We start from the raw sequence: 23,972 nt of genomic DNA, 5'->3' as shown, positions 1-23,972 counted from the left end.
AGGTAGTTGATGCTGCAGCACCCCCAGATAGATCCGGTGGCCATCGCCATCGGCCCACTGAAAATACACTGGTACGGTTTGACGTACCTGGTCGGGTTTGTCGCAGGCTGGTGGTTGGGACGCCTGCGCACCCGCAAGCCCTGGTCTCCGATCAACGAGGAACAGATGGGCGATCTGCTGTTCTATCTGGCCCTTGGCGTTATCCTTGGGGGGCGTTTCGGTTACGTGCTGTTCTACAACTTTGACGCCTTCCTGGCCGATCCGCTCTGGCTGTTCCGGGTGTGGGAGGGCGGTATGTCCTTCCACGGCGGGCTGCTGGGCGTCATGTTTGCCATGTGGTGGTACGGTCGCAAGGTGGGCTGTGGTTTCTGGCGTCTCGCCGACTTTGTCGCTCCCCTGGTCCCTGTGGGCCTCGGCGCGGGGCGTATTGGCAACTTTATCAATGGTGAGTTGTGGGGCAAACCCACGGATGTGGCCTGGGGGATGGTGTTTCGAACGGCGCCGGATTCCCTGGCACGTCATCCTTCCCAGCTCTACCAGTTTGCGCTTGAAGGCGTGGCTCTGTTCCTGATTCTGTGGTGGTTCTCGTCCCGTCAACGCCCGACAATGGCAGTCTCGGGGCTGTTCCTGATCTGTTATGGGGTGTTCCGGTTCCTGGTGGAGTTCGTGCGCCAGCCAGATCCGCAACTGGGCTACCTCGCCTTTGACTGGCTGACCATGGGGCAGGTGTTGTCCGCGCCCATGATTATCGCTGGCGCCGCCCTGATGTTCATTGCTTACCGGAGACAAGCCTGATGAAAGCCTACCTCGACCTGATGCGGGACGTTGTTGACAACGGGTTTGACAAGGGGGATCGCACCGGTGTCGGAACCCGATCTGTGTTCGGCCGCCAGATCCGCTTCAACCTGCAGGACGGTTTCCCCCTGGTGACCACCAAGAAGGTCCATCTGCGCAGCATCATCTACGAACTGCTGTGGTTCCTCCGTGGGTCCACTGACAATACCTGGCTGCAGGAACGCAAAGTGTCCATCTGGAACGAATGGGCGCTGGAGAATGGCGACCTCGGCCCCATCTACGGCAAGCAGTGGCGCAGCTGGCAGTGCCCGAACGGCGAGGTGGTGGATCAGATCAGCGAGGTGATCGAGCAGATTCGCACCAAGCCCAATTCGCGGCGTCTGATTGTCTCGGCCTGGAATCCGGCGGAGCTGCCGGACGAATCCATCGGCCCCCAGGATAATGTCCGCCAGGGCCGGATGGCGCTGGCCCCCTGCCATTGCCTGTTCCAGTTCTACGTGGCTGATGGCAAGCTGTCCTGTCAGTTGTATCAGCGCAGTGCGGATCTCTTCCTGGGGGTGCCCTTCAACATCGCTTCCTATGCGCTGCTTACCCACATGATTGCCCAGCAGTGCGACCTGGACGTGGGCGAGTTTGTCCACACCTTTGGTGACTGCCATCTTTACCAGAACCACCTGACCGAGGACATCGTCTTCGAGCAACTGAAGCGCGAGCCCCGACCTCTGCCGACGCTGGTGATCAAGCGCCGGCCGGCAAGCATCTTCGAGTACGAGCTGGAGGACTTCGAGTTCGAGGGCTACGACCCGTATCCGGGCATCAAGGCGCCCATTGCCATCTGACCGATCGAGACAGGCGAGCACATGAGAAAGGCATTGATCGTTGCCATGTCCCGCAACCGGGTCATCGGCCGCAATAACAAACTGCCCTGGTACCTGCCGGGCGACCTCCGCTACTTCAAGCAGGCCACCATGGGCAAACCCATCATCATGGGCCGGAAAACCTGGGATTCCATCGGTCGGCCGCTGCCGGGCAGGATGAACGTGGTGATTTCGAGAAACGAAGCCTGGGTTGCGCCAACGGGCACGGTGGCTGCCACGTCGTTACCCGAAGCGCTGGTGAAGGCTGAGGCCCAGGCCGAGCTTGAAGGTGGTGACGAGGTGATGATCATCGGCGGCGGACAGATATACGCCGAGGCACTGCCGATGGTGGACCGCATGTACATCACCCAGGTGCACGCCGAGGTGGATGGGGATGCGTTCTTTCCGGAGGTGAACTGGGATGAGTGGGAAGAAATCGGACGGGAGGATTTCTCCGCGTCCGACAACAATCCTTACGACTACAGTTTCGTGGTCTATCAGCGCTTGGCGTCGGCGTGACGCGGCGGGCGCGCCCCCGAGGGCTTACCGCCCTTGCCGGGCGCTTTACCCTTGGCTCCGGGGCCGCCGCGACCTTTCTTGAAGCCACCCTTGGGCCCCTTGCGATGCTCGCCTGGGCGACCACCCTTGCGATCGCGACGGGGCGGCGGAGTGGCGGAGACCACCGGCAGTGCATCTGGCTGCTCCAATGGCAGTGAGCCGGGCTGGGCGGCTTCCATCCAGCAGGCGAGGGCGCCGGCCACCATGGCCATATCCATTTCATTGCGCTCAGCAATTTCGTCAAGCAGGGCCATGGTTTTGGCCAGCTTCTTGTCCTCAGCGAACGCCAGCAGCTGGGTTTCAAACTGCTGCTCGCGCATTTTCTTCAGTTCCACCGGCGAGGGCAACTGATATGCCTGCATCGGCGAGTTAGTGGCGCGCTCAAGGGTGCGCAGCCAGCTCCGCTCCCTGGGCGTAACCAGCAGAATGGCCTTGCCGTCGCGACCGGCGCGGCCGGTGCGGCCAACCCGGTGGATGTAGGCTTCGGTGTCGTAAGGCACATCGTAGTTGATCACGTGGGTAATGCGCGGCACGTCCAGGCCGCGGGCCGCCACGTCGGTTGCCACGATAATGTCTTTCTTGCTGCGCTTGAGGTCCTCCACCGTCTGTTCCCGCTGGCGCTGGTTCAGGTCGCCATTCAGGGGAGCCACAGCATGGCCGCGAGCGGAAAGCTTCTCGGCCAGCAGGGTGGTTTCCGCTTTAGTACGCACGAAGATGATCGAGGCGTCGAACGGCTCCACTTCCAGGATGCGGGTCAGGGCGTCGAGCTTGCGCTCGGCGTAGACCGGCAGCACGAACTGGGCAATACGCTCGACCGTGCGGGTTTCGCTCTCGATCCGCACTTCGGTGGCGTTCTTCAGGTAAGTCTGGGCCACCTTCTTGATTTGCGGCGGCATGGTCGCTGAGAACAGAGCGCGCTGGCAGTTCTCCGGCGTCTTGGCAAGAATTGCTTCGACGTCGTCAATAAAGCCCATTCGCAGCATTTCATCTGCTTCGTCCAGGACCAGTGCTTTCAGGTTGTCCAGCTTCAACGTGCCTTTGCGCAGATGATCCAGCATCCGGCCAGGTGTGCCCACAATCACCTGGGCACCGCGGCGCAGCCCCTTGATCTGGGGATAAAAGTCCTGGCCACCGTAGATAGGCAGTACGTGGAAATTGCGGAACCGGCTGGCGTAGGTGGTGAAGGCTTCGGCCACCTGGATGGCCAGTTCCCGGGTCGGTGCCAGCACCAGAATCTGGGGTTCGGCGATGGAGGCGTCGATCCGGCTGAGCAGGGGCAGGGCGAACGCGGCAGTTTTGCCGGTGCCGGTCTGGGCAACGCCCAGCAGATGATTGCCCGCCAGCAGTGCAGGGATGGACTGCGCCTGGATCGGAGACGGGGTTTCATAGCCAACGGCGGAGACGGCATCAAGTACGGCCGGATCAAGCCCCAGTTCGGCAAAGGTCAATTCAGACATGGATTTACTCGGAATTCGGGAGGTAGAGCATGGCCGTGCAATGGCCATGCATGATGTGGGCGAAGTATAGCGGTTTTGTCCAGCTTTTTGTATGAAAAACCCATACCGCTGCGTAGGTAGTTGCCGGGGATGCGCCATTGCGTTGTCACCGGATATTGGGCAATCTTGGCCCTTGTCCCGATAGGTTGCTAACAGGAAACCCGCGATGACCTTTGATGAGTTGTTACAGGCTGCCGACAGCGGCCAGCCACTGGCCATACCCAAAAGCTGGTCCCAGGGGCGAGCGACGTTTGGTGGTCTTACGGCGGCGCTGGTGTTTGAGCGTATGGCGCACAGGGTACCGAAGGATCGTGCCATGCGATCCATGCAGGTTTCCTTCGTTGGGCCGGTGGAGCCCGGGGTGCCTGCGAGCCTCGAAACAGACATTTTGCGTGAGGGGCGGGCGGTCAGCCAGGTGCAGGGACAGATCATTCAGAACGGCGAGCCGCGGCTGGTTTGCCTGGCAAGCTTTGGTGGTGACCGGGAATCAAAGGTGCAGCTGGAGCCACTTCCCGCGCCGGATGCCTCCCCGGTAGACCGGTGCCCGAGCCTTGATCATATCCCGGGTGTCACGCCCGATTTTGTTCAGCACATCGAGATGCGCTGGGCGTTTGGTCACTTTCCCTTCAGTGGCAAAGGCGGTCGGGAGATGGGCGGCTGGATGCAGTTCCGGACGCCTCCCCGGACATTTACCGATGCTCACATCGTTGCGCTTGTCGATGCCTGGCCGCCAGCGCTGTTACCGCACTTTGGTACACCGGTCAGCGCCAGCTCGTTGAGCTGGGCGCTGGACATCCTGCACCCTCGGCCTGTCATCGAACCGGGCGACTGGCTGCTGTATAAAGCGTCGATTGACCAGGCCGGGGCGGGCTATGGACATACCCAGGCCGGTATCTGGACGGCACGTGGCGAGCTGGTCGCGCTCAGTCGCCAGACGGTGACGGTGTTCGGGTAAGGTGTTCGGATAAGGCCCTGCCTCAGGCGGCCAGTTCCGACCTCAGAGCATCGATGACGATCCGGGCGAAGTCCTCCGGAGAATCCTCCTGAAGGAAATGGCCGCCGCGGAGGGTAATGTGGGGCTGGCCATGGGCGCCGGGAATGCGGCGTTGCATGGTTCTCTCGCCACCCCGGGTGATCGGGTCGCCGTTGCTGAAACAGGTTATGAAGGGCTTTTTCCACTTCTCGAGTACCCGCCAGGCCGCCTGATTGGCCAGGCTGTCTGGTGAGCCAGGTTCGGTCGGCACCAGTGTCGGGAACGCCCGGGCGCCGGCCTTGAATTCCGACGACGGGAATGGCGCCTCGTAGGCGGCGAGTTCGGCCTTGCTCAGGGTTCGGTCAGTGCCTAACTGGACAATGCGACCAACCGGGAACCAGGGGCTATGGCTGGCAAACGCCTTCCATACGGAAAACACGGTCGGCACCGGCGTATCGCCGGTGGGCAGCATGCCGTTGCCCACGATGATACGGCTGAAGCGCTGAGGGTGCTCGGCGGCGAGTCGCAGGCCCAGGAGCGAGCCCCAGTTCTGGCAGACCAGTGTGATGTTGCTCAGGTCAAGCCGTTCCACCCAGCTCGCCAGCCAGGCCAGGTGTCGACTGTAACTGTAGTCTTCCACCGAGGCGGGTTTGTCGGACTTGCCGAAGCCGATCAGGTCGGGTGCCAACACCCGGTGTCCGGCACTGGCAACGGGTGGAATCATGTATCGGTACAGGTACGACCAGGAGGGCTCTCCGTGAAGCATGACCACCGGTGAGCCGTCGCGTGGCCCCTCGTCAACATAGTGCATCCGGAGGCCGGGCGCTACGTTGAGGTGGTGAGGAGCGAAAGGGTAATCCGGAAGGTCGGCGAAGCGGGCTTCATCGGTTCTCAGAATACGCATGCCATCGACTGTCCTGACTGATTGAATGCGTGATTGTCGGGCTTCCCGGCTGGTGTTTTGGCCCTACTACAATCGTCGAATATCAGGATAAATCAGATGGAACGTTACTGTGTTTGAGTTGCGTAACAGAGCGTTGTCTGTGTGTCAGGATGCGATGCCGAACAGACGCTCGGGGTTGTCGACGCGAGCCAGAGCCTGATCGCAGCAATTCACCGCGCCACAATCGTCGGCCGAGCACAGGCCGATGGTCCGGCACTTGATGTCCTGGTGCTGGTTGCCCTCGTTCCGGAAAATACGGGCCCGGGAGAGAATAGAGTGGCAATGGCCGCAGAGCAAAGTGGGAACGGCGCTACCTTCAGCCAGAAGTGCTGTGTAGTGTTGATGTTGAGTCATAGATAACCTCCTGCTTAATGCCAACATATGGGTCAAGTATGACATTTCAAAGTCGGAACGACGGTTAAATACGGTTCACCTGTCCGGATCGACCACCGGTCGCCGGTTCGAACGCTTGTCGTCCCAGTCCAGTTCCTTCGGATCGTACCAGCCGATGGCCGTCAGTACCCGCTCCCGGGTCTGGGGTGACAGCGTTGGCCACAGGTCCTGGAAATCTTCCAGACCGGCTTCCCTTTGGCGCTGCTGCTTGCTCTGCAAGCGGTTGATAATCCGCGGCAGTTGCAAGGCCTCGCCCAGCTGTCCGGGCACGATCACCTCCTGCCCGAGGACTTTGCGCCGATGGGTTCTGGCCGCGAGCACCCGGCGCAGTTCTGTGGCAGCCTCAAGTGCCGATTCAACGGTGAAGGTTTCCAAATCCAATAACATGACCTGTCAGTTGGCTGATCAATAACCGACCACTATAACCCGAAGAGGGCTACAGTGGCCATGGCAGCGTGGTAGGCTAGCTAGCCAGACAGCCCGGTCTGAACCGCGTCGGGCGCCAAATCCAGGATTCATTTTCGGGGAACAACCTGATCTATGTACGCAAAACTTGAAACACGGACTTTTCTGGCCCTGCTGGTGGGGGTTTCCCTGGCGTTTGTCTTCCTGATGAAGCCGTTTTTCGGGCCCATCTTCTGGGCGGTCGCCATTGCCCTGATTTTCCATCCGGTGCAGCAGCTACTGGTGCGAAAGCTCGGCGAACGCCCCAATCTGAATGCTTTGATTACCCTGTTTATCTGCTTGGTGATCGTAGTTATTCCGGTGCTGGTGCTGATTACCTCCCTGGTGGCGGAGGGCGTTGCGCTTTACCAGCAGATCCAGAGCGGCGAGATTCGCCCGGGCGAGTACATTGACCGGGTCAACCAGTCGTTTCCTGCCATCCAGGCATTTCTGGCCCAGTTCGATATCAGTTTCGCGGAGCTTCGGGATCGCGCGGTCAATCTGTTTGTCGGTGGCAGTCAGTTCCTGGCCAGGCAGGCGCTGGGCCTTGGCCAGAACACCTTCCAGTTCTTCCTGGGACTGGCGCTGATGGTCTACCTGGCGTTCTTTCTGCTGCGGGACGGCAGTGCCCTGGTGGAGTTGATCATCCGGGCGCTGCCCCTGGGCGACGAGCGAGAGAGGCTGCTGTTCGCCAAGTTTGCAGAGGTCACCCGGGCAACCGTGAAGGGCAACCTGCTGATCGCCATCATCCAGGGCGCCCTTGGCGGGTTGATCTTCTGGATACTGGGTATCAGCGGCGCCCTGCTCTGGGGCGTTGTCATGGCGATTGTGTCCCTGTTACCGGCCGTGGGCGCTGCCCTGGTGTGGGTGCCGGCTGCCATCTATCTGGCGGCGATTGGCGATATTTTCGAGGCGGCCATCCTCACCACGTTTGGCGTAGTGGTTATAGGGCTGGCGGACAACCTTTTGCGCCCGGTTCTGGTGGGCCGAGACACCAAGCTGCCTGATTACATCGTGTTGCTGTCAACGCTCGGCGGTATTGTCATGTTCGGCGTAAACGGCTTCGTGATGGGCCCGTTGGTGGCAGCCCTGTTCATGGCGTTCTGGGGCATTTTTATCCGTGAGTTTAGCGAAGGGGCCCAGAGCCACAATGCGGAACGGGATTCTCAGGGACCGAGAAACCCCGACTAGCGAGAGCTAGAGGCAAGGTGATGTCGGTCAAGGCGACATGAGACAAAAGTATGGTAGTCTTTGAGGTGTTTGCCCCAGCCTGTGGAGATAGGCACCACATAACAAGAAAGAAACCGATATCGGTGGGATATCAGGAGTTGAGCAGGTGAGTACCATGAGAAAAGCAACCACCCGACTGGGACGACTGGCCGCCGCAGCCGGCCTGGCCGTTACCCTGGGCTTTGCCCCCGCGGCATTTGCAGACGAGATTGTTGCACTCAAAAATGCACTTTACGGCGCAGGGTACGAAGTAACCAATGTCAGCCCGCAGATGGACGACAGCACCCGGGCCGCACTGACGAAGTTCCAGAAAGATCAGGGACTTCAGGCCACTGGCATTCTCGATGAGCCAACCAAGAAGGCTCTCGGCATGATCGAAGTGCAAGTGGCAGCCGCCAAGCCCGCACAGACGGCCGCGAATTCCGGTTCGCAAGCGCAGGCGTCGGACAGCGCGGCAGCCTCTGGCGAGAAGCCGGAGCAGTCCGAGGACGGCGCCATTGAGGAAGAGGAGGACGGCGGCTGGTCCCTCTGGTAAGTCCCGGCCAGCCAAATAAAAACCGCCGACGTGCTGCCGGCGGTTTTTTTATGTCTGAAACCCGCTCTGCGGCTCAGTCGAGCTTGGAGAGATCCCGAACGGCGCCCTTATCCGCACTGGTGGCCAGAAGCGCATAGGCCTTGAGTGCGGCAGACACTTTGCGATCCCTGGGCAGCTCCGGTTTCCAGCCTTTGGCATCGCGGGCCTCACGGCGACGGTCCAGCTCATGCTGGTCGAGCTCGACGTTAATGGTCCGGTTGGGGATGTCGATCCGGATAAGATCGCCATTTTCGATCAGGCCGATGGCGCCGCCGGCCGCAGCCTCCGGTGAGGCGTGCCCGATCGACAGGCCGGAGGTCCCTCCCGAGAATCGGCCATCGGTCAGCAGCGCACATTCCTTGCCCAGCCCCTTGGATTTCAGGTAGCTGGTGGGGTAGAGCATCTCCTGCATGCCGGGCCCGCCACGGGGGCCTTCGTAGCGGATGATGACAACCTCTCCGGGTTTCACCTCGTCGGCGAGAATCCCGGCCACGGCGGAATCCTGGCTTTCAAACACCCGGGCACGGCCTTCGAACACGTAGATGCTCTCGTCTACGCCGGCGGTTTTCACCACGCAGCCGTCCAGGGCAATGTTGCCGTAAAGCACGGCGAGGCCACCCTCCGAGCTGTACGCGTGCTCGACCGAGCGGATGCAGCCGGTTTCCCGGTCGCCATCTAGGCTTGGCCAGCGGGTGCTCTGGGAAAACGCGGTCTGGGTGGGAATGCCGGCGGGACCGGCCTTGTAGAACTCCACCACCTCGGGGGTTGGCGAGCGCATGATGTCCCAGGTTTCCAGGGCCTCGCGCATGGTCTTGCTGTGGACCGTGGGCAGGTCGGTGTTGATCAGGCCGCCACGCTCCAGTTCACCCAGGATGCCCATGATGCCACCGGCCCGGTGCACGTCTTCCATATGGTATTTCGGGGAATTGGGGGCGACCTTGCACAGCTGCGGCACCCGGCGGGAGAGCTGATCAATCTCGTTCAGGGTAAAGGGCACGCCACCTTCCTGGGCGGCGGCCAGCAGATGCAGAATGGTGTTGGTGGAGCCGCCCATGGCGATGTCCATAACCATGGCGTTCTCGAAGGCGGCCATAGAGGCGATGCTCAGGGGCAGTACGCTGGCATCGTCCTGCTCGTAAAAGCGCCGCGTATTCTCCACAATCTGCCTGCCGGCTTTCAGGAACAGCTGTTCCCGGTCGGCGTGCGTGGCCAGCAGTGAGCCGTTGCCGGGCAGTGCCAGGCCGATGGCCTCGGTCAGGCAGTTCATGGAGTTGGCGGTGAACATGCCCGAGCAGGAGCCGCAGGTGGGACAGGCGCTGCGCTCATATTCCTCGACCATTTCATCGCTGGCGCTGGGGTCCGCCGCAATCACCATGGCATCCACCAGGTCGAGCTTGTGTTCTGACAGCTTGGTTTTTCCGGCCTCCATGGGGCCGCCGGAGACAAAAATGGTCGGTATGTTCAGGCGCATGGCGGCCATCAGCATGCCCGGAGTGATCTTGTCGCAGTTGGAAATGCACACCAGTGCATCGGCACAGTGGGCATTGACCATGTATTCGACCGAATCGGCGATAACTTCCCTTGAAGGCAGGGAATACAGCATGCCGTCGTGGCCCATGGCGATACCGTCGTCCACCGCAATGGTGTTGAATTCCTTGGCGACGCCGCCGGCCGCCTCGATTTCGCGGCACACCAGTTGGCCCAGGTCTTTTAGGTGCACGTGGCCCGGCACAAACTGGGTGAAGGAGTTGGCAACCGCAATAATCGGTTTGCCGAAGTCCTCGTTTTTCATACCGGTGGCGCGCCAGAGGGCGCGGGCGCCGGCCATGTTGCGACCGGCAGTGGATGTCCGCGAACGATACTGAGGCATGGTGGTCTGATCTCTCTGTTGGGGCCTTATGACGTCGATCAAAAAAGCAGAGGATACCAGATTAGACTCCAGGCGCATGGTTGTTTTCAGGGGTGCTGTTTACAATAGTTAACACAGTTGTTCATTTTTGTTCCGGTCTGAACCGGCAAGGAGTATGCCTATGGCTGGCCAGGAAAGCCTGCCGCTTCGTCGTCTGAGAGAGTTCCAGCCCCTGAACCGGCTGACCGATGATCAGTTGGTGCTACTGGCCAGCCGGGCCGAACGTCGGACCCACGGGCCCGGGCAGCGAGTCCTGGAGCGGGGTGTACGCGACGGCCTGGATTTCTTCCTGATTGCCGGCAAGATCGAGCTGGAATCCCAGGACGGCCGGAAATCGGTTATCGAGGCAGAGACCGAAAAGGCCCTGAACCCCATCGCGCGCCTGCAGCCACGCATGTATCACGTTACCGCCGTCAAGCCCTGCGAGTTCCTGGTTGTGGAACAGGAGATCCTTAATCAACTGCTCAGGGCCGCACCGGTGGCACAGGTTGAGATGGATTCCGGCGAGGGCCTGGCCGGTGGCGAAAGTGAGGAGCACCACCTGCTGATGGAGTTCTACTCGGAGCTGAGGTCGAATCAGATCAAGTTGCCAAGTGTTCCGGATGTTGCCTGGAAAGTACGGCGCCTTGTGGACCGTGAAGACTCCACCGCGGATCAGGTGGCTTTGGCGGTATCCGCCGACCCGGCCATGGCGGCGAAACTGGTGCGCGCCTGTAACAGCCCCCTGTACCGGGGCTTCAGCGATGTGCGCAACGTCCGTGAGGCCGTGGTCCGGTTGGGCATGCGTACCACCCGGCAGCTGGTAACCGTGTTTTCCATGCGCGAGGTGTTCAAGACCCGGCAGCCGGCGCTTCAAAAGGAAATGGAGAAGCTCTGGCGTCATTCCCGGGAGGTGGCTGCACTGAGCTGGGTACTGGCGGATCACGCCACCCGTCTGGACCCGGAGGAAGCGCTGCTGGCGGGACTTCTTCACGATATCGGGGTGGTGCCCATCCTGGTGCAGGCCGAACATCACGTGAATCTGTTTGCCGATGAGGCCAACCTGAGCCACGCCATCGGCGAACTGAGGGCCGATGTGGGTACCGCGGTCCTGGAGAACTGGTCGTTCCCGCCGGCGTTTGTCGAGGCGGTTCGCCATGCCGAGGACTGGGACTACGAGTGCCGGGAGAGCAATCCCCAGCTGGTGGACGTGGTGATCGTGGCGCAATTGCATTCGATGATCGGTTCCAGCCAGAATGCAGACCTCCCCCCGTTCGACCGCGTGCCTGCCTACCGGCGTCTGGGAGAACTTGAATTGAACGCCTCGCGCAGTTTGCAGCTTCTGACCGAGGCCAGGGCCCGGGTCGACGAAGTGCAGCAACTGCTGTCCATTCGATAGCGTAATGGACAGCGCGGACTGTGGAGCCTGATTTCCGGTGACTGTTGAACTTATGAATGTACCCCTGTTCCCCCTGAATTCCATTGTCCTGCCCAGGGGGCGGATTCCCCTTCAGCTGTTCGAGCCACGGTACATCGACATGTTGACCCGCTGTCTCAAGGAAGATCGTGGGTTTGTTGTTGTACTGCTGCGCGAGGGGGGCGAGACCGGGCCGGTGGCGGCCTTCTACGACATCGGCACCTACGTGCGCATCATCGATTTTCAGCAGCTGGAGAACGGGTTGCTTGGAATCACGGTGGAAGGCGAATCCAAGGTGTCCGTCGTGCGAAGCTGGCAACAGGAGGATGGCCTCAATGTCGGGGATGTCGAGTGTCTGGTGGAAGAGGCCGGCAGCGAGGTGCCGGAACGATACAGCGAATTGCCGTCGGTGTTGCGGGCGCTGTTTCGGCACCCGGTGATTCGTGATCTCAACATGGACATCGACTACGACGATGCCCGCGACGTTGGCTGGCGGCTGACCGAGCTGTTGCCGCTGGACAAGCAGGAAAAGCAAAAGCTGGTTGAGCTGCAGGATCCGCTGGAACGCCTGGACCGGCTCCAGGGATTGCTGGAAGCCCTGGAAGAAGGCTAGCAGAGCCGGAGTCGTTTACCGGGGCAGGGTGGTGGCGGGCTGGAAACCGATCACCGCTTCTTCCCAGGAATGCGCCACGTAAGCGCCGGCGAACAGAAACCACAGGACGATGGCCACCGCAAGGGTGATATCCGGTGCCAGTGGCACTCTGTCGTAGCGGCTGTAACTCGCCCTCACCGCGCCGGTCACCGCGAGCCCGAGCAACAGGCCGCCGACCACATCGGTAAACCAGTGAACCCCCAGGTAAAGTCGACTCAGAGCCACCGGGATCAGGGGCAGGGACAGCAGTACGTAAGGCTGCCAGCGTTTGCGGTGTCTGCTTTCGCCCGCAACAAAACTCGCAACCAGTGTCACCAACAAGGTAATGCCGGCGGCGTGGCCACTTGGAAACGCGCCGGACGACGGCGGCAGCAGGACTTCATGGGGTCTGGGCACTGCGAGCAGTGATTTCAGCCCCCACACCAGCAGTATGGTCACTGCCGCGGCCAGTGCGATGTGCAATGCCGCCGCGTAGTAACCCCTGAACGCCAGGGCGGTGCATGCGAGTACCCCGGCGGCAATCAGCACCGGCGGATCGCCCAGCAGGGTCAGCGTAATAAAGGGGGCGTCCAGCAGGGGTTGGCGCAGCTGTTCGAACCATTGAAGCGTGGCCTGGTTGAAGCCGTCCAGCAAGTGCGTTGAGGTGGCGAGCTGGCCCCAGAGAAGGCAGAGCGCCGAGGCGCCCAGGGCAAGAAGCAAGGAGGCGAGGGGGAACTCGCCCTCCCTCGCGGGGCGGTGATTGGTATAGAGCCGCCAGAACCGGTGGGTTGCTTCGTACTGTGCCATCCACTTTTTCAGCCACTGATACAGCCGGCTGTCCTCGCCCAATCCCATCTGGAACCTGAGCACCAGGAAATAGACCAGCACCAGCACCACGATGCTGACGCCTGTCACTGCGTAGAAGTGAGCCGGCGGCCGGATGTCACTGGCCAGAGCGCTGCCGACGACAAAGCCGGGAACAATGTAGACCGGTGCCCACGCCAGCGCGGAGCCGACATTGAATGCCAGAAAGCGGCGCCAGGACATCATCAGTGCGCCGGCTATCAGAGGAATGACCGGTCTCAGGGGGCCGACGAAGCGGCCGATAATGACGCTTTTGCCGCCATGTCGGTGGAAAAACCGCTCACCCTTGCCAATCAGCACGGGGTAGCGGCTGAGCGGCCAGAGATCGGTCAGTCGGCCCTGAAGCAGGCGGCCGAGAGCGAAGCTTGCGGTATCCCCGGCAATGGCGCCAAGACCCGCCCAGACCAACGCCGCGGGCAGGGGCATGCCGGTTTCGCCCGCCATAACAGCCACGGCGAACAGGATGGCGACTCCGGGAACCACAATCCCCGCGAGGGCCAGGGACTCAATGAACGCGGTAACAAACAGCGCCAGGGCCAGCCAGCCGGGGTTGGCGCCGAGCCAGGCCGAGAGCTCGTTCAGCCAGCCACTGCTCATGTCGTGATGGTTTCTCCCGGGCTGAACCAGACCGAATTCGCGCCACGTCTGCTGGCTTCCTCCATGGCCTGGTGCGCCCGCTTGCGGAGCGTGTCGGTGCGGGTGTCGCCGCTGCCGCGAGTCGTGCAGCCAAGGCTGACGGTAACACGGCCCACCACCGGCCACTGGTGTTCGGCAATGGTTCGGCGAATCCGCTCAGCGATCACCCGCACGCCCTCTTCGGGCGTGAAGGGCAGAATCAGGAAAAACTCGGCATCCTTGAGCGTGTAGAGGGTATCGCCGGCGCGAATAACGCCGAACAGGTGCTCGGTCATGTTGCGCAGCAGCACCTGGGCCTGGTCCCGGCCATGCAGGTCGCTGATGTCGTCCGCGTAGTCAATGCGCAGGTTGATCACCGACAGGCAATGGCCAGTGGCGATGGCACGGCTGATTTCTTTCTGCAGTGTCTCGTCAAGGAACCGGGCGTTATGGGCGCCGGTAACCGGATCCGTGATGGCGAGGTCTTCAGCAGACTGGGCCATGTGGTCGTAGTGCCAGATGTAAAGCGAGGCCACAGCCATCAACAGGAACAGCCCGCTGATTATTGTGAGGGCCTCGGCTGAGGCCCGACCGAGCAGCAGTACCACTGACATAGGTACCAGCAGCAGAAGTGACAGCGCCAGCCCCTGACGCAGGGGCAGAATCAGCAGGTTGAGTACCACCAGGGGCATGGCCCAGTGGCTGATGCCAGGGGCGTCCATGCTGAGCAGGGCCGCCAGAAGGCCGCTGTTCAGGCCGGCCAGGATGATCAGATGGCCCGGCGCCGAAAGCTGGTGGCGCCGGCAGATTACGGTGTAGACAGCGCCGGCAAACGTCAGCACGGCCATGCCGGCGGCCAGATAGAAGAGTTCATAAAAGCCGTAGCGCAGGTTCTGCATAGCCAGCATGAAGATAAACACGCAGGCGAGGCCGTAGCCAAAGGCATGGGTCCAGGTGCGCAGGCGGGTTTCGGTCATGATGCCTGTCCCCGGGTTGGTGATGCGGGCTTCGACCAGGCGCTGTAGGCCTGGCTGCGGTTGCCCCCCTGTTGTTGTGCCCGGCGCAGGGCGTTGGCGGCACTCTGTTGCAGAGTGTTGGCGTCATCGCCGATATTCAGTCCGGCAATCCCGGTGCTGACCGTCAGATTCATGCCGTGCGACTCCAACAGGGTGGCCAGACCCTTGCGGATAATCTCCGCTCTGGTGAGGGCTTCGCCCGTGGAAATGCCCGGCAGTATCACCAGAAACTGAAGGTCGGCCACCCGGTAGTAGGTATCGAAATCCCGGATCTGGGAGTGCAGATATCGACCGATCCGGGGAAGGATGGAGCGGATATCTTCGTCAGGTTCACTTTCGCTCAGATGTGCGTCCAGCCCGATCATCAGAATCGACATGTCGGTGCCTTCACGCTCGCTGCGTTGGATTTCCTTGTGAAGGTCGGCAGACAGGTACTCGCGGCTGGCAGCCTGGGTAAGTTCATCGGTTCGGCGAAGCGGCGCCAGCTGTCGGGCTTTATACTCGCGCAGGAAGATCAGGAGTGCGGACAGAAGCACGGTGAGCAAAAAGGCACTGATCATCTGGTGCCGGTCTGCAAGCCCCACGGCCCACTGGCTTGCACTGACGGCCAGGCCAATCACGATCAGAGTCACCGCAGCCGCAACGGACGGCGGAACCAGGGCAAAGGCAACCAATGGCAGAGCGTAGAGCCAGTGGCTGAGTACCCAGGGGCCCGTCCAGAAACTGACCAGCAGAATCGACAGAAGAACCACGAAAAAACCCTGCTGTACCCTCGGCCAGGGCTGCCTGGCACGGCCCGGGTGAAAGGTCCTTCCGGAAATGACCATCCCTGCTGCAGCTGCCGCTGCGGCAGAAACCAGCGGCTCACCGAGCAGTGCGCAGGCGGCTGCGACGGCAACCAGTGCCACAAACCCTGTCCTGGACAGCTTGCTCAACAGGAATTTTTCGGCCATCTGGGCCATGGTGTCCTTCCTTTTCTAACTCCCTGAAAAAAACGTCAGGTAATGCCCGAGTATGGCATACCGCAGCGGTATAATATCTGTTTGGGATGCGTACTTGAAACGGGAAAGGTAAAGTTAGGCCCTTATTCCCGATTCCGCTTTGAAACAGAAAAGGTAACAGAATGGATATTGCAGCTTACATGGCCGAGGTGGGGCAACAGGCGCGTGCTGCGGCCACCCGGGTCGCCCGCTCGACCACTGCCGTGCGCAACCTGGCCCTGCTGGCCACCGCGGAGGCCCTTGATTCGGCCCGGGAGGAGTTGGCCATCGCGAATGCCAAGGATCTGCAGCGCGGCCGGGAAAACGGTCTGGATGCGGCCATGCTTGACCGGCTGGAACTGACGGCTCAGCGCATTGACGCGATGATCGAGGGCTTGCGCCAGGTGGCTTCGCTGCCCGACCCGATCGGCGCCATCACCGATATGACCTATCGGCCTTCCGGCATCCAGGTGGGCAAAATGCGGGTTCCGCTCGGGGTTATCGGCATCATCTACGAGTCCCGGCCGAATGTGACGGTGGAAGCTGCCAGCCTGTGCCTGAAATCAGGCAATGCAACCATTCTGCGCGGCGGTTCCGAAGCCATCCATTCCAACCAGGCCATCGCCCGTTGCCTGGGGGAGGGGCTGGTCAGCGCCGGCCTGCCGGAGTCGGCGGTGCAGGTCATCAAGACCACCGACCGGGCGGCGGTGGGCGAATTGATCGCCATGCCGACCTACGTCGATGTGATCGTGCCCCGGGGCGGCAAGGGCCTGATCGAGCGAATCAGTCGCGACGCCCGGGTACCGGTGATCAAGCACCTCGATGGCGTCTGCCATGTTTACATCGACAGCCACGCCGATCCGGAAAAGGCGCTGAAGGTTGCGGTTAACGCCAAGACCCAGCGCTATGGCACCTGCAATACGATGGAAACGCTGCTGGTCGATCAGGAAATTGCCGGGGACATTCTGCCATTGCTGGCCGCGGCCTTCGTGGAGAAAGGAGTAGAACTCCGCGGTTGCGAGCAGACCCGCGCCCTGGTTGACGGCGTGGTGGCTGCCACCGAAGCCGATTGGGAAGAGGAATACCTGGCGCCGATTCTTGCCATCCGTGTGGTGGATGGCCTCGACGGTGCCATCGAACACATCAACCGGTACAGTTCGCAGCACACCGACAGCATCATCACCGAGAACTACACCCGGGCCCGCCGGTTTCTGACCGAGGTGGACTCAAGTTCGGTGATGGTCAATGCCTCCACCCGGTTTGCTGATGGCTTCGAGTACGGATTGGGGGCGGAGATCGGTATTTCCACCGACAAGATCCACGCGCGGGGGCCGGTTGGACTCGAAGGTTTGACGTCCCAGAAATACGTAGTATTCGGCGACGGCCACATCCGGACCTGATCGTCATGCATGTGATCTATGGCGGCACATTTGACCCGGTACATCACGGCCACCTGAGGCTGGCCATTGAGGTACGGGATCGCCTCGGGGTAGACACTATCAGCCTGGTGCCCTGCCATATTCCGCCACACCGGGACGAAACCGGAGCAACCCCGGACCAGCGGCTCGAGCTGCTCAGACTGGCCGTTGCCGGGGAGCCCGGGCTGCAAGTCGACGATCGGGAGCTCAGGCGCCAGGGCGCATCGTTTACGGCGGACACCCTGCGCCAGTTGCGCGATGAGCTTGGCCCCGACGAGCCGTTGGCCATGGTGGTTGGCACCGATTCCTTCGCCGGCTTCGATCGCTGGCGGGACTGGCAGCGGATTCCGGAGTTGGCGCATGTGGTTGTGGTGCGTCGCCCGGGTGCGCCGGTGTCCGCTTCCGGCGTGCCCGGCAAGCTGCTGGCCGAGCGGCGCGCGAGCGAGCCCGATCGCCTGCATTCCCGGCCTGCCGGTTGCCTCCTTGAACTAGAACCGCCGCTGCTGGATATCTCGGCCACGGCCATCCGCGAGCGCATCGCCGATGGTCGTTCGCCACGCTACCTCCTACCGGATTCGGTATGGGCGGAAATTCGACGCCAGAGGCTGTATGGCGCCTGCCCTGACGGGAACTTTTAGTGCTACAATCGCGTCTGAACAGCAGACATCGGGCGGCCATACCGGCAAACGCCCGATCAACAGGGTGATTATGCAGGCAGAGCAACTGAAAGAACTGGTCATCAACGCGCTAGAAGATGTGAAAGCACAGGACATCAGCGTCATCGATGTCCGCGACCGTACCAGCGTGACCGACTTTATGGTCCTGGCATCCGGAACCTCCAATCGACACGTCAAATCCCTTGCTGATTCCGTGGTTGGCGAAGCCAAGGACAAGGGCGTGCGTGCCAGCAATGTGGAGGGCGCCGCTGCAAGTGACTGGATTCTGGTGGATCTGGGCGATGTGGTGGTCCACGTCATGATGCCAGCCACGCGGGAATTCTACGATCTGGAGCGGTTCTGGCGCGATGCTCCTGATCTTGGTGTTGCAGGCAGCGAATAATCATGCGTTTACGCCTGATCTGCGTGGGGCAGAAAATGCCCGACTGGGTCAGTACCGGGTTTGCAGAATACGCCCGTCGAATGCCACCGGAATTGCCCCTGGACCTGGTTGAGATCCCCGTGGCTCACAGGGGCAAGAATCCTGACATACCCAGGCTGATGCAGCGAGAAAGCGATGCCATCCTGGCTGCCGCCGGTCCCCGCGATCGGGTGGTGGCCCTGGAAGTGGCCGGCCGGCCGTGGTCCACGCAAAAACTGGCCAGCCAGCTCGAGAATTGGCAGCAGGACGGCCGGGATGTCAGTTTCCTGGTGGGTGGCCCTGATGGCCTTGCGGAAGACTGCCGGAAACGGGCCGACCTGCAGTGGTCGCTGTCACCGCTTACGCTGCCCCACCCACTGGTACGCATTGTGCTCGCCGAGCAGTTGTACCGGGCCTGGTCAATCACTCGCAACCACCCGTACCACCGGGCTTAGGGGGCTGTCATGGTGTGGGGCGAATTCAAGGATACCGCGGCAGAACGCCGGCTATTCCAGCGCCGGACGGTGGTCATGCTGGTGTGTGTCATCCTGGCGGTGGGGTTGTTGCTGACCCGCATGTATCAGCTCCAGGTTGTCGAGCACGAAGTGTACACCACCCTCTCGGACAAGAACCGGGTGCAGGTGCAGTCGGTGCCTCCGCCCCGTGGCCTGGTGTACGACCGAAACGGGGCGCTGCTTGCTGAAAACCGACCGGTGTTCAGTGTCACTCTCGTACCTGAACGGGTGCGAGGCATGGACGAAACCCTGGCCAGACTGGGCGAAATTCTGGCCATTTCTCCCGAGGATCTGGAACGTTTTCACCGGCGCCTGGAAGAGCCGCGCCGGCCCTTTCAGGAAATCCCGCTGCGTTACGACCTGAACGAGCAGGAAATGGCGCGGCTGGCCGTACATCGGCATGAGCTCCCGGGCGTGGAAGTGGAAGCGGAACTGGTGCGTTACTATCCGCACAGTGAGCTCACGGCCCATGCTCTGGGCTTCGTTGGTCGCATAAACCGCGAGGAATTACAGCGGATCGATCCGGTCAACTATGCCGGCACCAACTACATTGGCAAGTCCGGCATTGAGCGCTTCTACGAGGAAATCCTGCACGGCAAGGTCGGCTATCAGCATGTGGAAACCAACGCCCGCGGTCGAACACTGCGGGTGCTGGAGCGGGAAAATCCGGTGCCCGGTGAGGATCTCCAGCTACACCTGGACCTGCGCCTCCAGCAGCGTGCTCACGAACTGCTGGATGGGCGTCGCGGAGCCATTATCGCCATCCAGCCTGACACCGGCGGGATCCTGGCCCTTGCCAGTGTGCCAGGCTTTGATGCCAACAAGTTTGTCACCGGTATCAGCGTGGACGATTACCGGGAGTTGAGCGACAGCAAGGATAAACCCCTGTTCAACCGGGCTCTGAGAGGACAATACCCGCCCGGCTCCACGCTCAAGCCCATGCTTGCCGTCGCCGCCCTCGACAGCGGTGCCACCACCCGCGATTACACCATCTGGGATCCGGGCCATTTCCGCCTGAATGAAGGTGGCCGACTCTGGCGAGACTGGAAGCGGACCGGCCATGGCTGGGTGGATCTCAAGGATGCCGTTGCCGAATCCTGTGACGTTTACTTCTATGAGGTTGCCACCGAGATGGGGGTGGACACCATGTACAGCTATCTGTCCCGGTTTGGTTTCGGAGAAGACGCGGCGCTGGATGTGTCTGGTGCCCTGAGTGGTCTTCTGCCGTCGAAGGAGTGGAAACGCGCGGTGCGCAACGAACCCTGGTATCCGGGTGATTCGGTCAACCTGGGTATTGGCCAGGGTTTCATGCTGGCGACGCCGCTTCAACTGGCAACCGCGACTGCGTTGATCGCCAATCGTGGCGAGTGGGTGGAGCCGCGATTGTTGAAGGATATCAGGGGCGATCATCCAGTCGATGAGTTCCTGCCTGAGGAAACCCACCAACCGCTGACCCTGAAGAATCCTGACGACTGGGAATACGTGGTCGAATCCATGGTGGAAGTTATGCATGGCCGTAAGGGCACAGCCCGCGGCGCGGCTGCTGGAGCCTCCTACCGGATGGCCGGCAAAACCGGTACGGCCCAGGTGTTCAGTCTTGCCGAGGACGAAGAGTATGACGCCGAGGAAGTCAGGGAGCGGCTGCGGGATCACGCCCTGTTTGTCGGTTTCGCCCCGGTGGATGACCCACAGATTGCTGTTGCCGTGATTGTCGAGAATGGCGGCAGCGGCAGTGGTACCGCAGCGCCGGTGGCCAGGGCCATGTTCGATTCCTGGCTGCTGGAATTCGGTAAAGAGGCGGATGCAACACTGGTCAGTGACGTCCGGGCACGGGGAAGCGACTGATGGCGTTCAAGGCAATACTGGATCCAACGGCCACGAACCCTCTGGGCAGGCAGCGAAGTCTGTGGTCGGCACTGCACATTGATCCCATTCTGCTGGGGCTTCTGATTCTGCTGGTATCCGGTGGTCTTTTCGTGCTTTACAGCGGTGCCGATCGAAACCTGGAGGTGGTCAAGGCGCAGGGTATCCGTCTTGCGGTCGCGTTTGTGGTCATGTTGGTGTTTGCCCAGCTTGACCCCTCGGTATTCCGCCGCTGGGCTCCCTGGCTCTATGGTGTTGGCCTGTTGGCGTTGGTCGCGGTGCTGTTGGTGGGTGTTGGTGCCAAGGGGGCCCAGCGCTGGCTGGCCATTCCGGGCCTGCCCAGGTTCCAGCCATCGGAACTGATGAAGCTGGTGGTGCCGATGATGGCCGCCTGGTATCTGTCCCGGCACTTCCTGCCACCAAGACTCCGGCAGGTGGCCATCGGGCTCGCCATTGTCCTGGTGCCTATGGTGATGATCATCCAGCAGCCGGACCTTGGCACCTCGTTGCTGGTGGGTATGGCCGGCCTGTTTGTCGTGTTCTTCGCCGGCATCAGCTGGAAGCTGATTGCAGCGTTCGTTGCCATGGTGTCGGTGTCGGCGCCACTGATGTGGTTCTTCGTCATGCGCGACTACCAGAAACAGCGGGTATTGACGTTGCTCGACCCCCAGAGCGACCCGCTGGGGGCCGGCTGGAATATTATCCAGTCCAAGACAGCCATTGGTTCCGGCGGTATTGACGGCAAGGGCTGGCTGCAGGGCACTCAGTCCCACCTGGAGTTCCTGCCCGAGAGCCACACCGATTTCATTGTGGCGGTGCTGGCCGAGGAGTTCGGCTTCATCGGTATGCTGGTGCTGATGTCTGTGTATTTCCTGATCATCCTCCGTTGCCTGTACATTGCCTCAACCGCGCAGGATTCGTTCAGTCGCCTGCTGGCCGGCGCCCTGACCATGACCTTCTTTATCTACATTTTTGTGAACGTGGGCATGGTGAGCGGCCTGCTCCCGGTGGTCGGTGTGCCCTTGCCGTTGATCAGTTACGGGGGCACCTCTAGCGTCACCTTGATGGCGGCGTTCGGGGTTCTCATGTCGATCCACACCCACCGAAGAATGATCAGTGCGTAACGAGTCGGAGTAGCCCCATGCCCTCGGGCGAGCGTAGCCCATGGAAGTATGGAGGCCGGGTAATGGAGATTCGCCGAAGGAACCCGTTACAATGAGGAAGGCAAGACCCACAAATGAAAACGATGGTCGATATCGCGTGTGTATGAGGATCTCCGGACTGTGAACAGCCTGTCTTTCCCGAACGTCCTGCTGGCGCTGCTCGCGGCCATTCTGCTTGTCGGTTGCGCTTCCGCGCCGCAAACGGACCATTCCTCCCGATACACCATTGCGCAGGACCGGGCACCGTCCGGCAGCTTTGATGTCTCGGGGCTGGACGACGCTGTGCCGAAGTACGAGGCCCCCCGCCGGGCCGGAAACAAGTCGCCTTACACGGTCTGGGGCAAGGAATACCGGGTGCTTGCCAGCAACGATGGCTACGTGGCGCGGGGCACTGCGAGCTGGTACGGCGAGAAGTTCCACGGCCACAAGACATCCAATGGCGAAACCTTCGATATGTACGCCATGACTGCGGCCCATAAATCCCTGCGCATCCCCGGATATGCCCGGGTAACCAATCTCGACAACGGACGGTCGGTGATCGTGCGGGTGAATGACCGGGGGCCGTTCCACAGCGATCGGATCATTGATCTTTCCTACGCGGCGGCCAAGAAACTCGGGTATCAGGCACGCGGCACGGCTAGGGTGGAAGTGGCGGCCATTACCGTCAAGTCGGACGGTTCGATGTTTCTGGCCGGCAAGCCCTTTGTCCCCGGAGATACCGCGATGTATGCGGAGAATCCGGTGCGAGCCAGCGGCGACATCGCCATGGGAAACCGGGCTCTGTTTGTCCAGCTGGGTTCTTTCAGCAGCCGCGATCCGGCAGAGAAACTTCTCAGCCAGGTTCGCTCGGTACTGGAGAATCCTATGCGGGTGCGTGCCGTGGATACGGCCGAGGGCCGGTTCCACCGCGTGCAGGTGGGGCCGTTCAGCGACGAGCACAGCGCGCGGCAAACACAGAGCGTGCTGGAAGCCCGAGGGTTCGACAGGTCAATCCTGCTGACCGATACCCATTAAAAACGTGTCGGGCGGAGAACCCGGCCACAAACCAGAAAATACACCTAACGACGAATGAATGGACCCATGGCTTTGAATCCTGTTTTCAGAAACCTGACTCTCGTGTTTGCGCTCATGCTCACCCTGGTGGGAAAGGCAGTGGCCCAGTCGGTGCTGATCCCGTCACCACCCCAGATTGCCGGCAGTTCCTACGTGCTGATGGATCCCAAGAGCGGGCGCATCATCATGGAGGAGAACAGCCATGAGCGGCTGCCGCCGGCCAGTTTGACCAAGATGATGACCGCCTACATTGTCGAGCGCGAGCTCGATGAAGGCCGTATCTCCATGAGTGATATGGTGCCCATCAGCGTCAACGCATGGAAAACGGAAGGGTCGCGGACATTCGTGCGGGAAGGCACCGAGGTATCCGTGGAAGACCTGCTGCGAGGCGTGATCATCCAGTCCGGTAATGACGCCTCGGTGGCGCTGGCCGAGTTTGTGGCCGGCAGTGAAGGTGCGTTCGTGGATATCATGAATCAGCAGGCGCAGATTCTTGGCATGAAGGATACCCACTTCGAGAACGCTACGGGGCTGCCGTCACCGGATCATTTCTCGACCGCCTACGATCTTGCCCTGCTGGCCCGGGCGATCATCAATGATTATCCGGAGAATTACTCGCTGTACGCCGAGAAACATTTCACCTACAACAACATTCGCCAGCCCAACCGCAACAGCCTGCTGTGGCGGGACGACAGTGTGGATGGCCTGAAAACCGGCCACACCGAAGAGGCGGGCTATTGCCTGGTGGCCTCGGCCAAGCGTCAGGACACCCGGTTTATCGCCGTGGTGATGGGCACCAGCAGTCCCGAGGCACGGTCCCAGGAAGTACAGAAAATGCTCAACTACGGTTTCCGTTACTACGAGAGCGAGCATCTTTTCCGGGCGGGGCAGGAACTGATGACCGCCCGGGTCTGGGGTGGCCAGTCAGAGCAGATCTCCGTGGGCATGACGGACGACGTGTTCGTCACTATTCCCCGGGGCTCCAGAAACAGCCTCGAATCCACCGTTGAGCTTGATTCCGTGATCAAGGCACCCATTAAGGTGGGAGACGAGCTTGGGCAGGTGAAAGTATCGTATAACGGCGAAGTGCTGGTTGATCAGCCGGTGCTGGCCCTGACCGACGTGCCCGAGGGCGGGTTCTTCAAGCGCCTGTGGGACGCCATCAAGCTCTTTTTCGTTCAGTTGTTTCAATAGGGTGACGCGAATCCC

24 protein-coding genes are annotated in these 23,972 nt (G+C 61.2%); 16 read left to right on the top strand and 8 right to left on the bottom strand.

Features of this window, described 5'->3' with window-relative positions:
* Positions 1-9 precede the first annotated feature (9 nt).
* The 3 genes from lgt to BM344_RS14565 are packed head-to-tail and all read left to right on the top strand — an operon-like array spanning position 10 to position 2,171.
* The gene (gene lgt, locus BM344_RS14575; protein ID WP_091991785.1) at positions 10-795 is read left to right on the top strand and encodes a prolipoprotein diacylglyceryl transferase; all 786 of its coding nucleotides are present in this window, start codon (positions 10-12) and stop codon (positions 793-795) included.
* On the top strand, positions 795-1,634 hold the full coding sequence (locus BM344_RS14570) for a thymidylate synthase (protein WP_091991783.1): 840 nt from the start codon (positions 795-797) through the stop codon (positions 1,632-1,634). The genes lgt and BM344_RS14570 overlap by 1 nt, the downstream gene beginning before the upstream one ends.
* Positions 1,635-1,655: 21 nt before the next feature.
* On the top strand, positions 1,656-2,171 hold the full coding sequence (locus BM344_RS14565) for a dihydrofolate reductase (RefSeq protein ID WP_091991781.1): 516 nt from the start codon (positions 1,656-1,658) through the stop codon (positions 2,169-2,171).
* On the opposite strand, the gene BM344_RS14560 is transcribed toward BM344_RS14565, so the two are convergent.
* Positions 2,150-3,667 carry a DEAD/DEAH box helicase gene (locus tag BM344_RS14560; protein WP_091991779.1) on the bottom strand — a complete coding sequence of 506 codons (1,518 nt, stop codon included), beginning with the start codon at positions 3,665-3,667 and terminating at the stop codon, positions 2,150-2,152. The genes BM344_RS14565 and BM344_RS14560 overlap by 22 nt on opposite strands.
* 205 nt (positions 3,668-3,872) lie before the next feature.
* Here BM344_RS14560 and BM344_RS14555 point away from each other — a divergent pair, with 205 nt between their 5' ends.
* Positions 3,873-4,661, top strand: a complete 789-nt coding sequence (locus tag BM344_RS14555; protein ID WP_091991777.1) for an acyl-CoA thioesterase — start codon at positions 3,873-3,875, stop codon at positions 4,659-4,661.
* Positions 4,662-4,683: 22 nt separating this feature from the next.
* Here the strand turns inward: BM344_RS14555 and BM344_RS14550 are convergent, their stop codons facing one another.
* From BM344_RS14550 to BM344_RS14540, 3 genes are all read right to left on the bottom strand, one after another.
* Positions 4,684-5,583 (bottom strand): haloalkane dehalogenase, encoded by a 900-nt coding sequence (locus BM344_RS14550; protein WP_091991775.1) that lies wholly within the window; start codon positions 5,581-5,583, stop codon positions 4,684-4,686.
* 144 nt (positions 5,584-5,727) lie between these two features.
* A complete protein-coding gene (locus tag BM344_RS14545) occupies positions 5,728-5,976 on the bottom strand; it encodes a hypothetical protein (protein WP_091991773.1) in 249 nt (82 codons plus the stop codon).
* 75 nt (positions 5,977-6,051) lie between these two features.
* Positions 6,052-6,402: a hypothetical protein gene (locus tag BM344_RS14540; protein ID WP_091991771.1), complete on the bottom strand. Its 351-nt coding sequence runs from the start codon at positions 6,400-6,402 to the stop codon at positions 6,052-6,054.
* Between the two features lie 153 nt (positions 6,403-6,555).
* On the opposite strand from BM344_RS14540, the gene BM344_RS14535 reads away from it, so the two are divergent.
* Both BM344_RS14535 and BM344_RS14530 read left to right on the top strand, forming a co-directional pair.
* A complete protein-coding gene (locus tag BM344_RS14535) occupies positions 6,556-7,650 on the top strand; it encodes an AI-2E family transporter (protein WP_091991768.1) in 1,095 nt (364 codons plus the stop codon).
* Positions 7,651-7,804: 154 nt separating this feature from the next.
* Entirely contained in the window at positions 7,805-8,224 is a 420-nt protein-coding gene (locus BM344_RS14530; RefSeq protein ID WP_091991767.1) for a peptidoglycan-binding domain-containing protein, read from the top strand.
* A gap of 73 nt (positions 8,225-8,297) precedes the next feature.
* Here the strand turns inward: BM344_RS14530 and ilvD are convergent, their stop codons facing one another.
* Positions 8,298-10,133: a dihydroxy-acid dehydratase gene (ilvD, locus tag BM344_RS14525; RefSeq protein ID WP_091991912.1), complete on the bottom strand. Its 1,836-nt coding sequence runs from the start codon at positions 10,131-10,133 to the stop codon at positions 8,298-8,300.
* A 160-nt stretch (positions 10,134-10,293) separates the two neighbouring features.
* Between ilvD and BM344_RS14520 the strand changes: the two genes are divergently transcribed.
* Both BM344_RS14520 and BM344_RS14515 read left to right on the top strand, forming a co-directional pair.
* A complete protein-coding gene (locus BM344_RS14520) occupies positions 10,294-11,550 on the top strand; it encodes an HDOD domain-containing protein (protein ID WP_091991765.1) in 1,257 nt (418 codons plus the stop codon).
* A gap of 52 nt (positions 11,551-11,602) precedes the next feature.
* Positions 11,603-12,181, top strand: a complete 579-nt coding sequence (locus tag BM344_RS14515) for an LON peptidase substrate-binding domain-containing protein (RefSeq protein WP_091991763.1) — start codon at positions 11,603-11,605, stop codon at positions 12,179-12,181.
* A 15-nt stretch (positions 12,182-12,196) separates the two neighbouring features.
* Here BM344_RS14515 and BM344_RS14510 read toward each other — a convergent pair whose 3' ends face one another.
* From BM344_RS14510 to BM344_RS14500, 3 genes are read right to left on the bottom strand one after another with little or no spacing between them, the layout of a single operon-like run.
* The gene (locus tag BM344_RS14510; protein ID WP_091991761.1) at positions 12,197-13,660 is read right to left on the bottom strand and encodes a bifunctional DedA family/phosphatase PAP2 family protein; all 1,464 of its coding nucleotides are present in this window, start codon (positions 13,658-13,660) and stop codon (positions 12,197-12,199) included.
* Positions 13,657-14,655, bottom strand: a complete 999-nt coding sequence (locus tag BM344_RS14505) for a GGDEF domain-containing protein (RefSeq protein ID WP_091991759.1) — start codon at positions 14,653-14,655, stop codon at positions 13,657-13,659. Before BM344_RS14505 ends, BM344_RS14510 begins: the two co-directional genes overlap by 4 nt.
* Positions 14,652-15,656 (bottom strand): GGDEF domain-containing protein, encoded by a 1,005-nt coding sequence (locus BM344_RS14500; protein ID WP_091991757.1) that lies wholly within the window; start codon positions 15,654-15,656, stop codon positions 14,652-14,654. The genes BM344_RS14505 and BM344_RS14500 overlap by 4 nt, the downstream gene beginning before the upstream one ends.
* A 161-nt stretch (positions 15,657-15,817) precedes the next feature.
* On the opposite strand from BM344_RS14500, the gene BM344_RS14495 reads away from it, so the two are divergent.
* The 8 genes from BM344_RS14495 to BM344_RS14460 all read left to right on the top strand — a co-directional run bounded on the left by BM344_RS14495 (position 15,818) and on the right by BM344_RS14460 (position 23,957).
* A complete protein-coding gene (locus BM344_RS14495; RefSeq protein WP_091991755.1) occupies positions 15,818-17,074 on the top strand; it encodes a glutamate-5-semialdehyde dehydrogenase in 1,257 nt (418 codons plus the stop codon).
* Between the two features lie 5 nt (positions 17,075-17,079).
* Complete coding sequence (nadD, locus tag BM344_RS14490) at positions 17,080-17,730, top strand: nicotinate-nucleotide adenylyltransferase (RefSeq protein WP_091991753.1); 651 nt, start codon at positions 17,080-17,082, stop codon at positions 17,728-17,730.
* Between the two features lie 70 nt (positions 17,731-17,800).
* Positions 17,801-18,151: a ribosome silencing factor gene (rsfS, locus tag BM344_RS14485; RefSeq protein WP_091991751.1), complete on the top strand. Its 351-nt coding sequence runs from the start codon at positions 17,801-17,803 to the stop codon at positions 18,149-18,151.
* Positions 18,152-18,153: 2 nt separating this feature from the next.
* The gene (gene rlmH, locus BM344_RS14480; protein ID WP_091991749.1) at positions 18,154-18,624 is read left to right on the top strand and encodes a 23S rRNA (pseudouridine(1915)-N(3))-methyltransferase RlmH; all 471 of its coding nucleotides are present in this window, start codon (positions 18,154-18,156) and stop codon (positions 18,622-18,624) included.
* 9 nt (positions 18,625-18,633) lie between these two features.
* Complete coding sequence (gene mrdA, locus BM344_RS14475; RefSeq protein WP_091991747.1) at positions 18,634-20,529, top strand: penicillin-binding protein 2; 1,896 nt, start codon at positions 18,634-18,636, stop codon at positions 20,527-20,529.
* On the top strand, positions 20,529-21,671 hold the full coding sequence (gene rodA, locus BM344_RS14470) for a rod shape-determining protein RodA (protein ID WP_091991745.1): 1,143 nt from the start codon (positions 20,529-20,531) through the stop codon (positions 21,669-21,671). The genes mrdA and rodA overlap by 1 nt, the downstream gene beginning before the upstream one ends.
* A 159-nt stretch (positions 21,672-21,830) precedes the next feature.
* Positions 21,831-22,724: a septal ring lytic transglycosylase RlpA family protein gene (locus tag BM344_RS14465; protein WP_091991743.1), complete on the top strand. Its 894-nt coding sequence runs from the start codon at positions 21,831-21,833 to the stop codon at positions 22,722-22,724.
* Positions 22,725-22,790: 66 nt separating this feature from the next.
* Positions 22,791-23,957, top strand: coding sequence for a D-alanyl-D-alanine carboxypeptidase family protein (locus tag BM344_RS14460; RefSeq protein ID WP_091991740.1), 1,167 nt, complete (start codon positions 22,791-22,793; stop codon positions 23,955-23,957).
* Positions 23,958-23,972 lie beyond the last annotated feature (15 nt).

It is taken from the genome of Marinobacter gudaonensis, from assembly GCF_900115175.1.
Taxonomy (GTDB): Bacteria; Pseudomonadota; Gammaproteobacteria; order Pseudomonadales; family Oleiphilaceae; genus Marinobacter; species Marinobacter gudaonensis.
The sequence above is the reverse complement of the archived record's forward strand: the minus strand, read 5'-3'. Positions and strand labels throughout refer to the sequence as shown.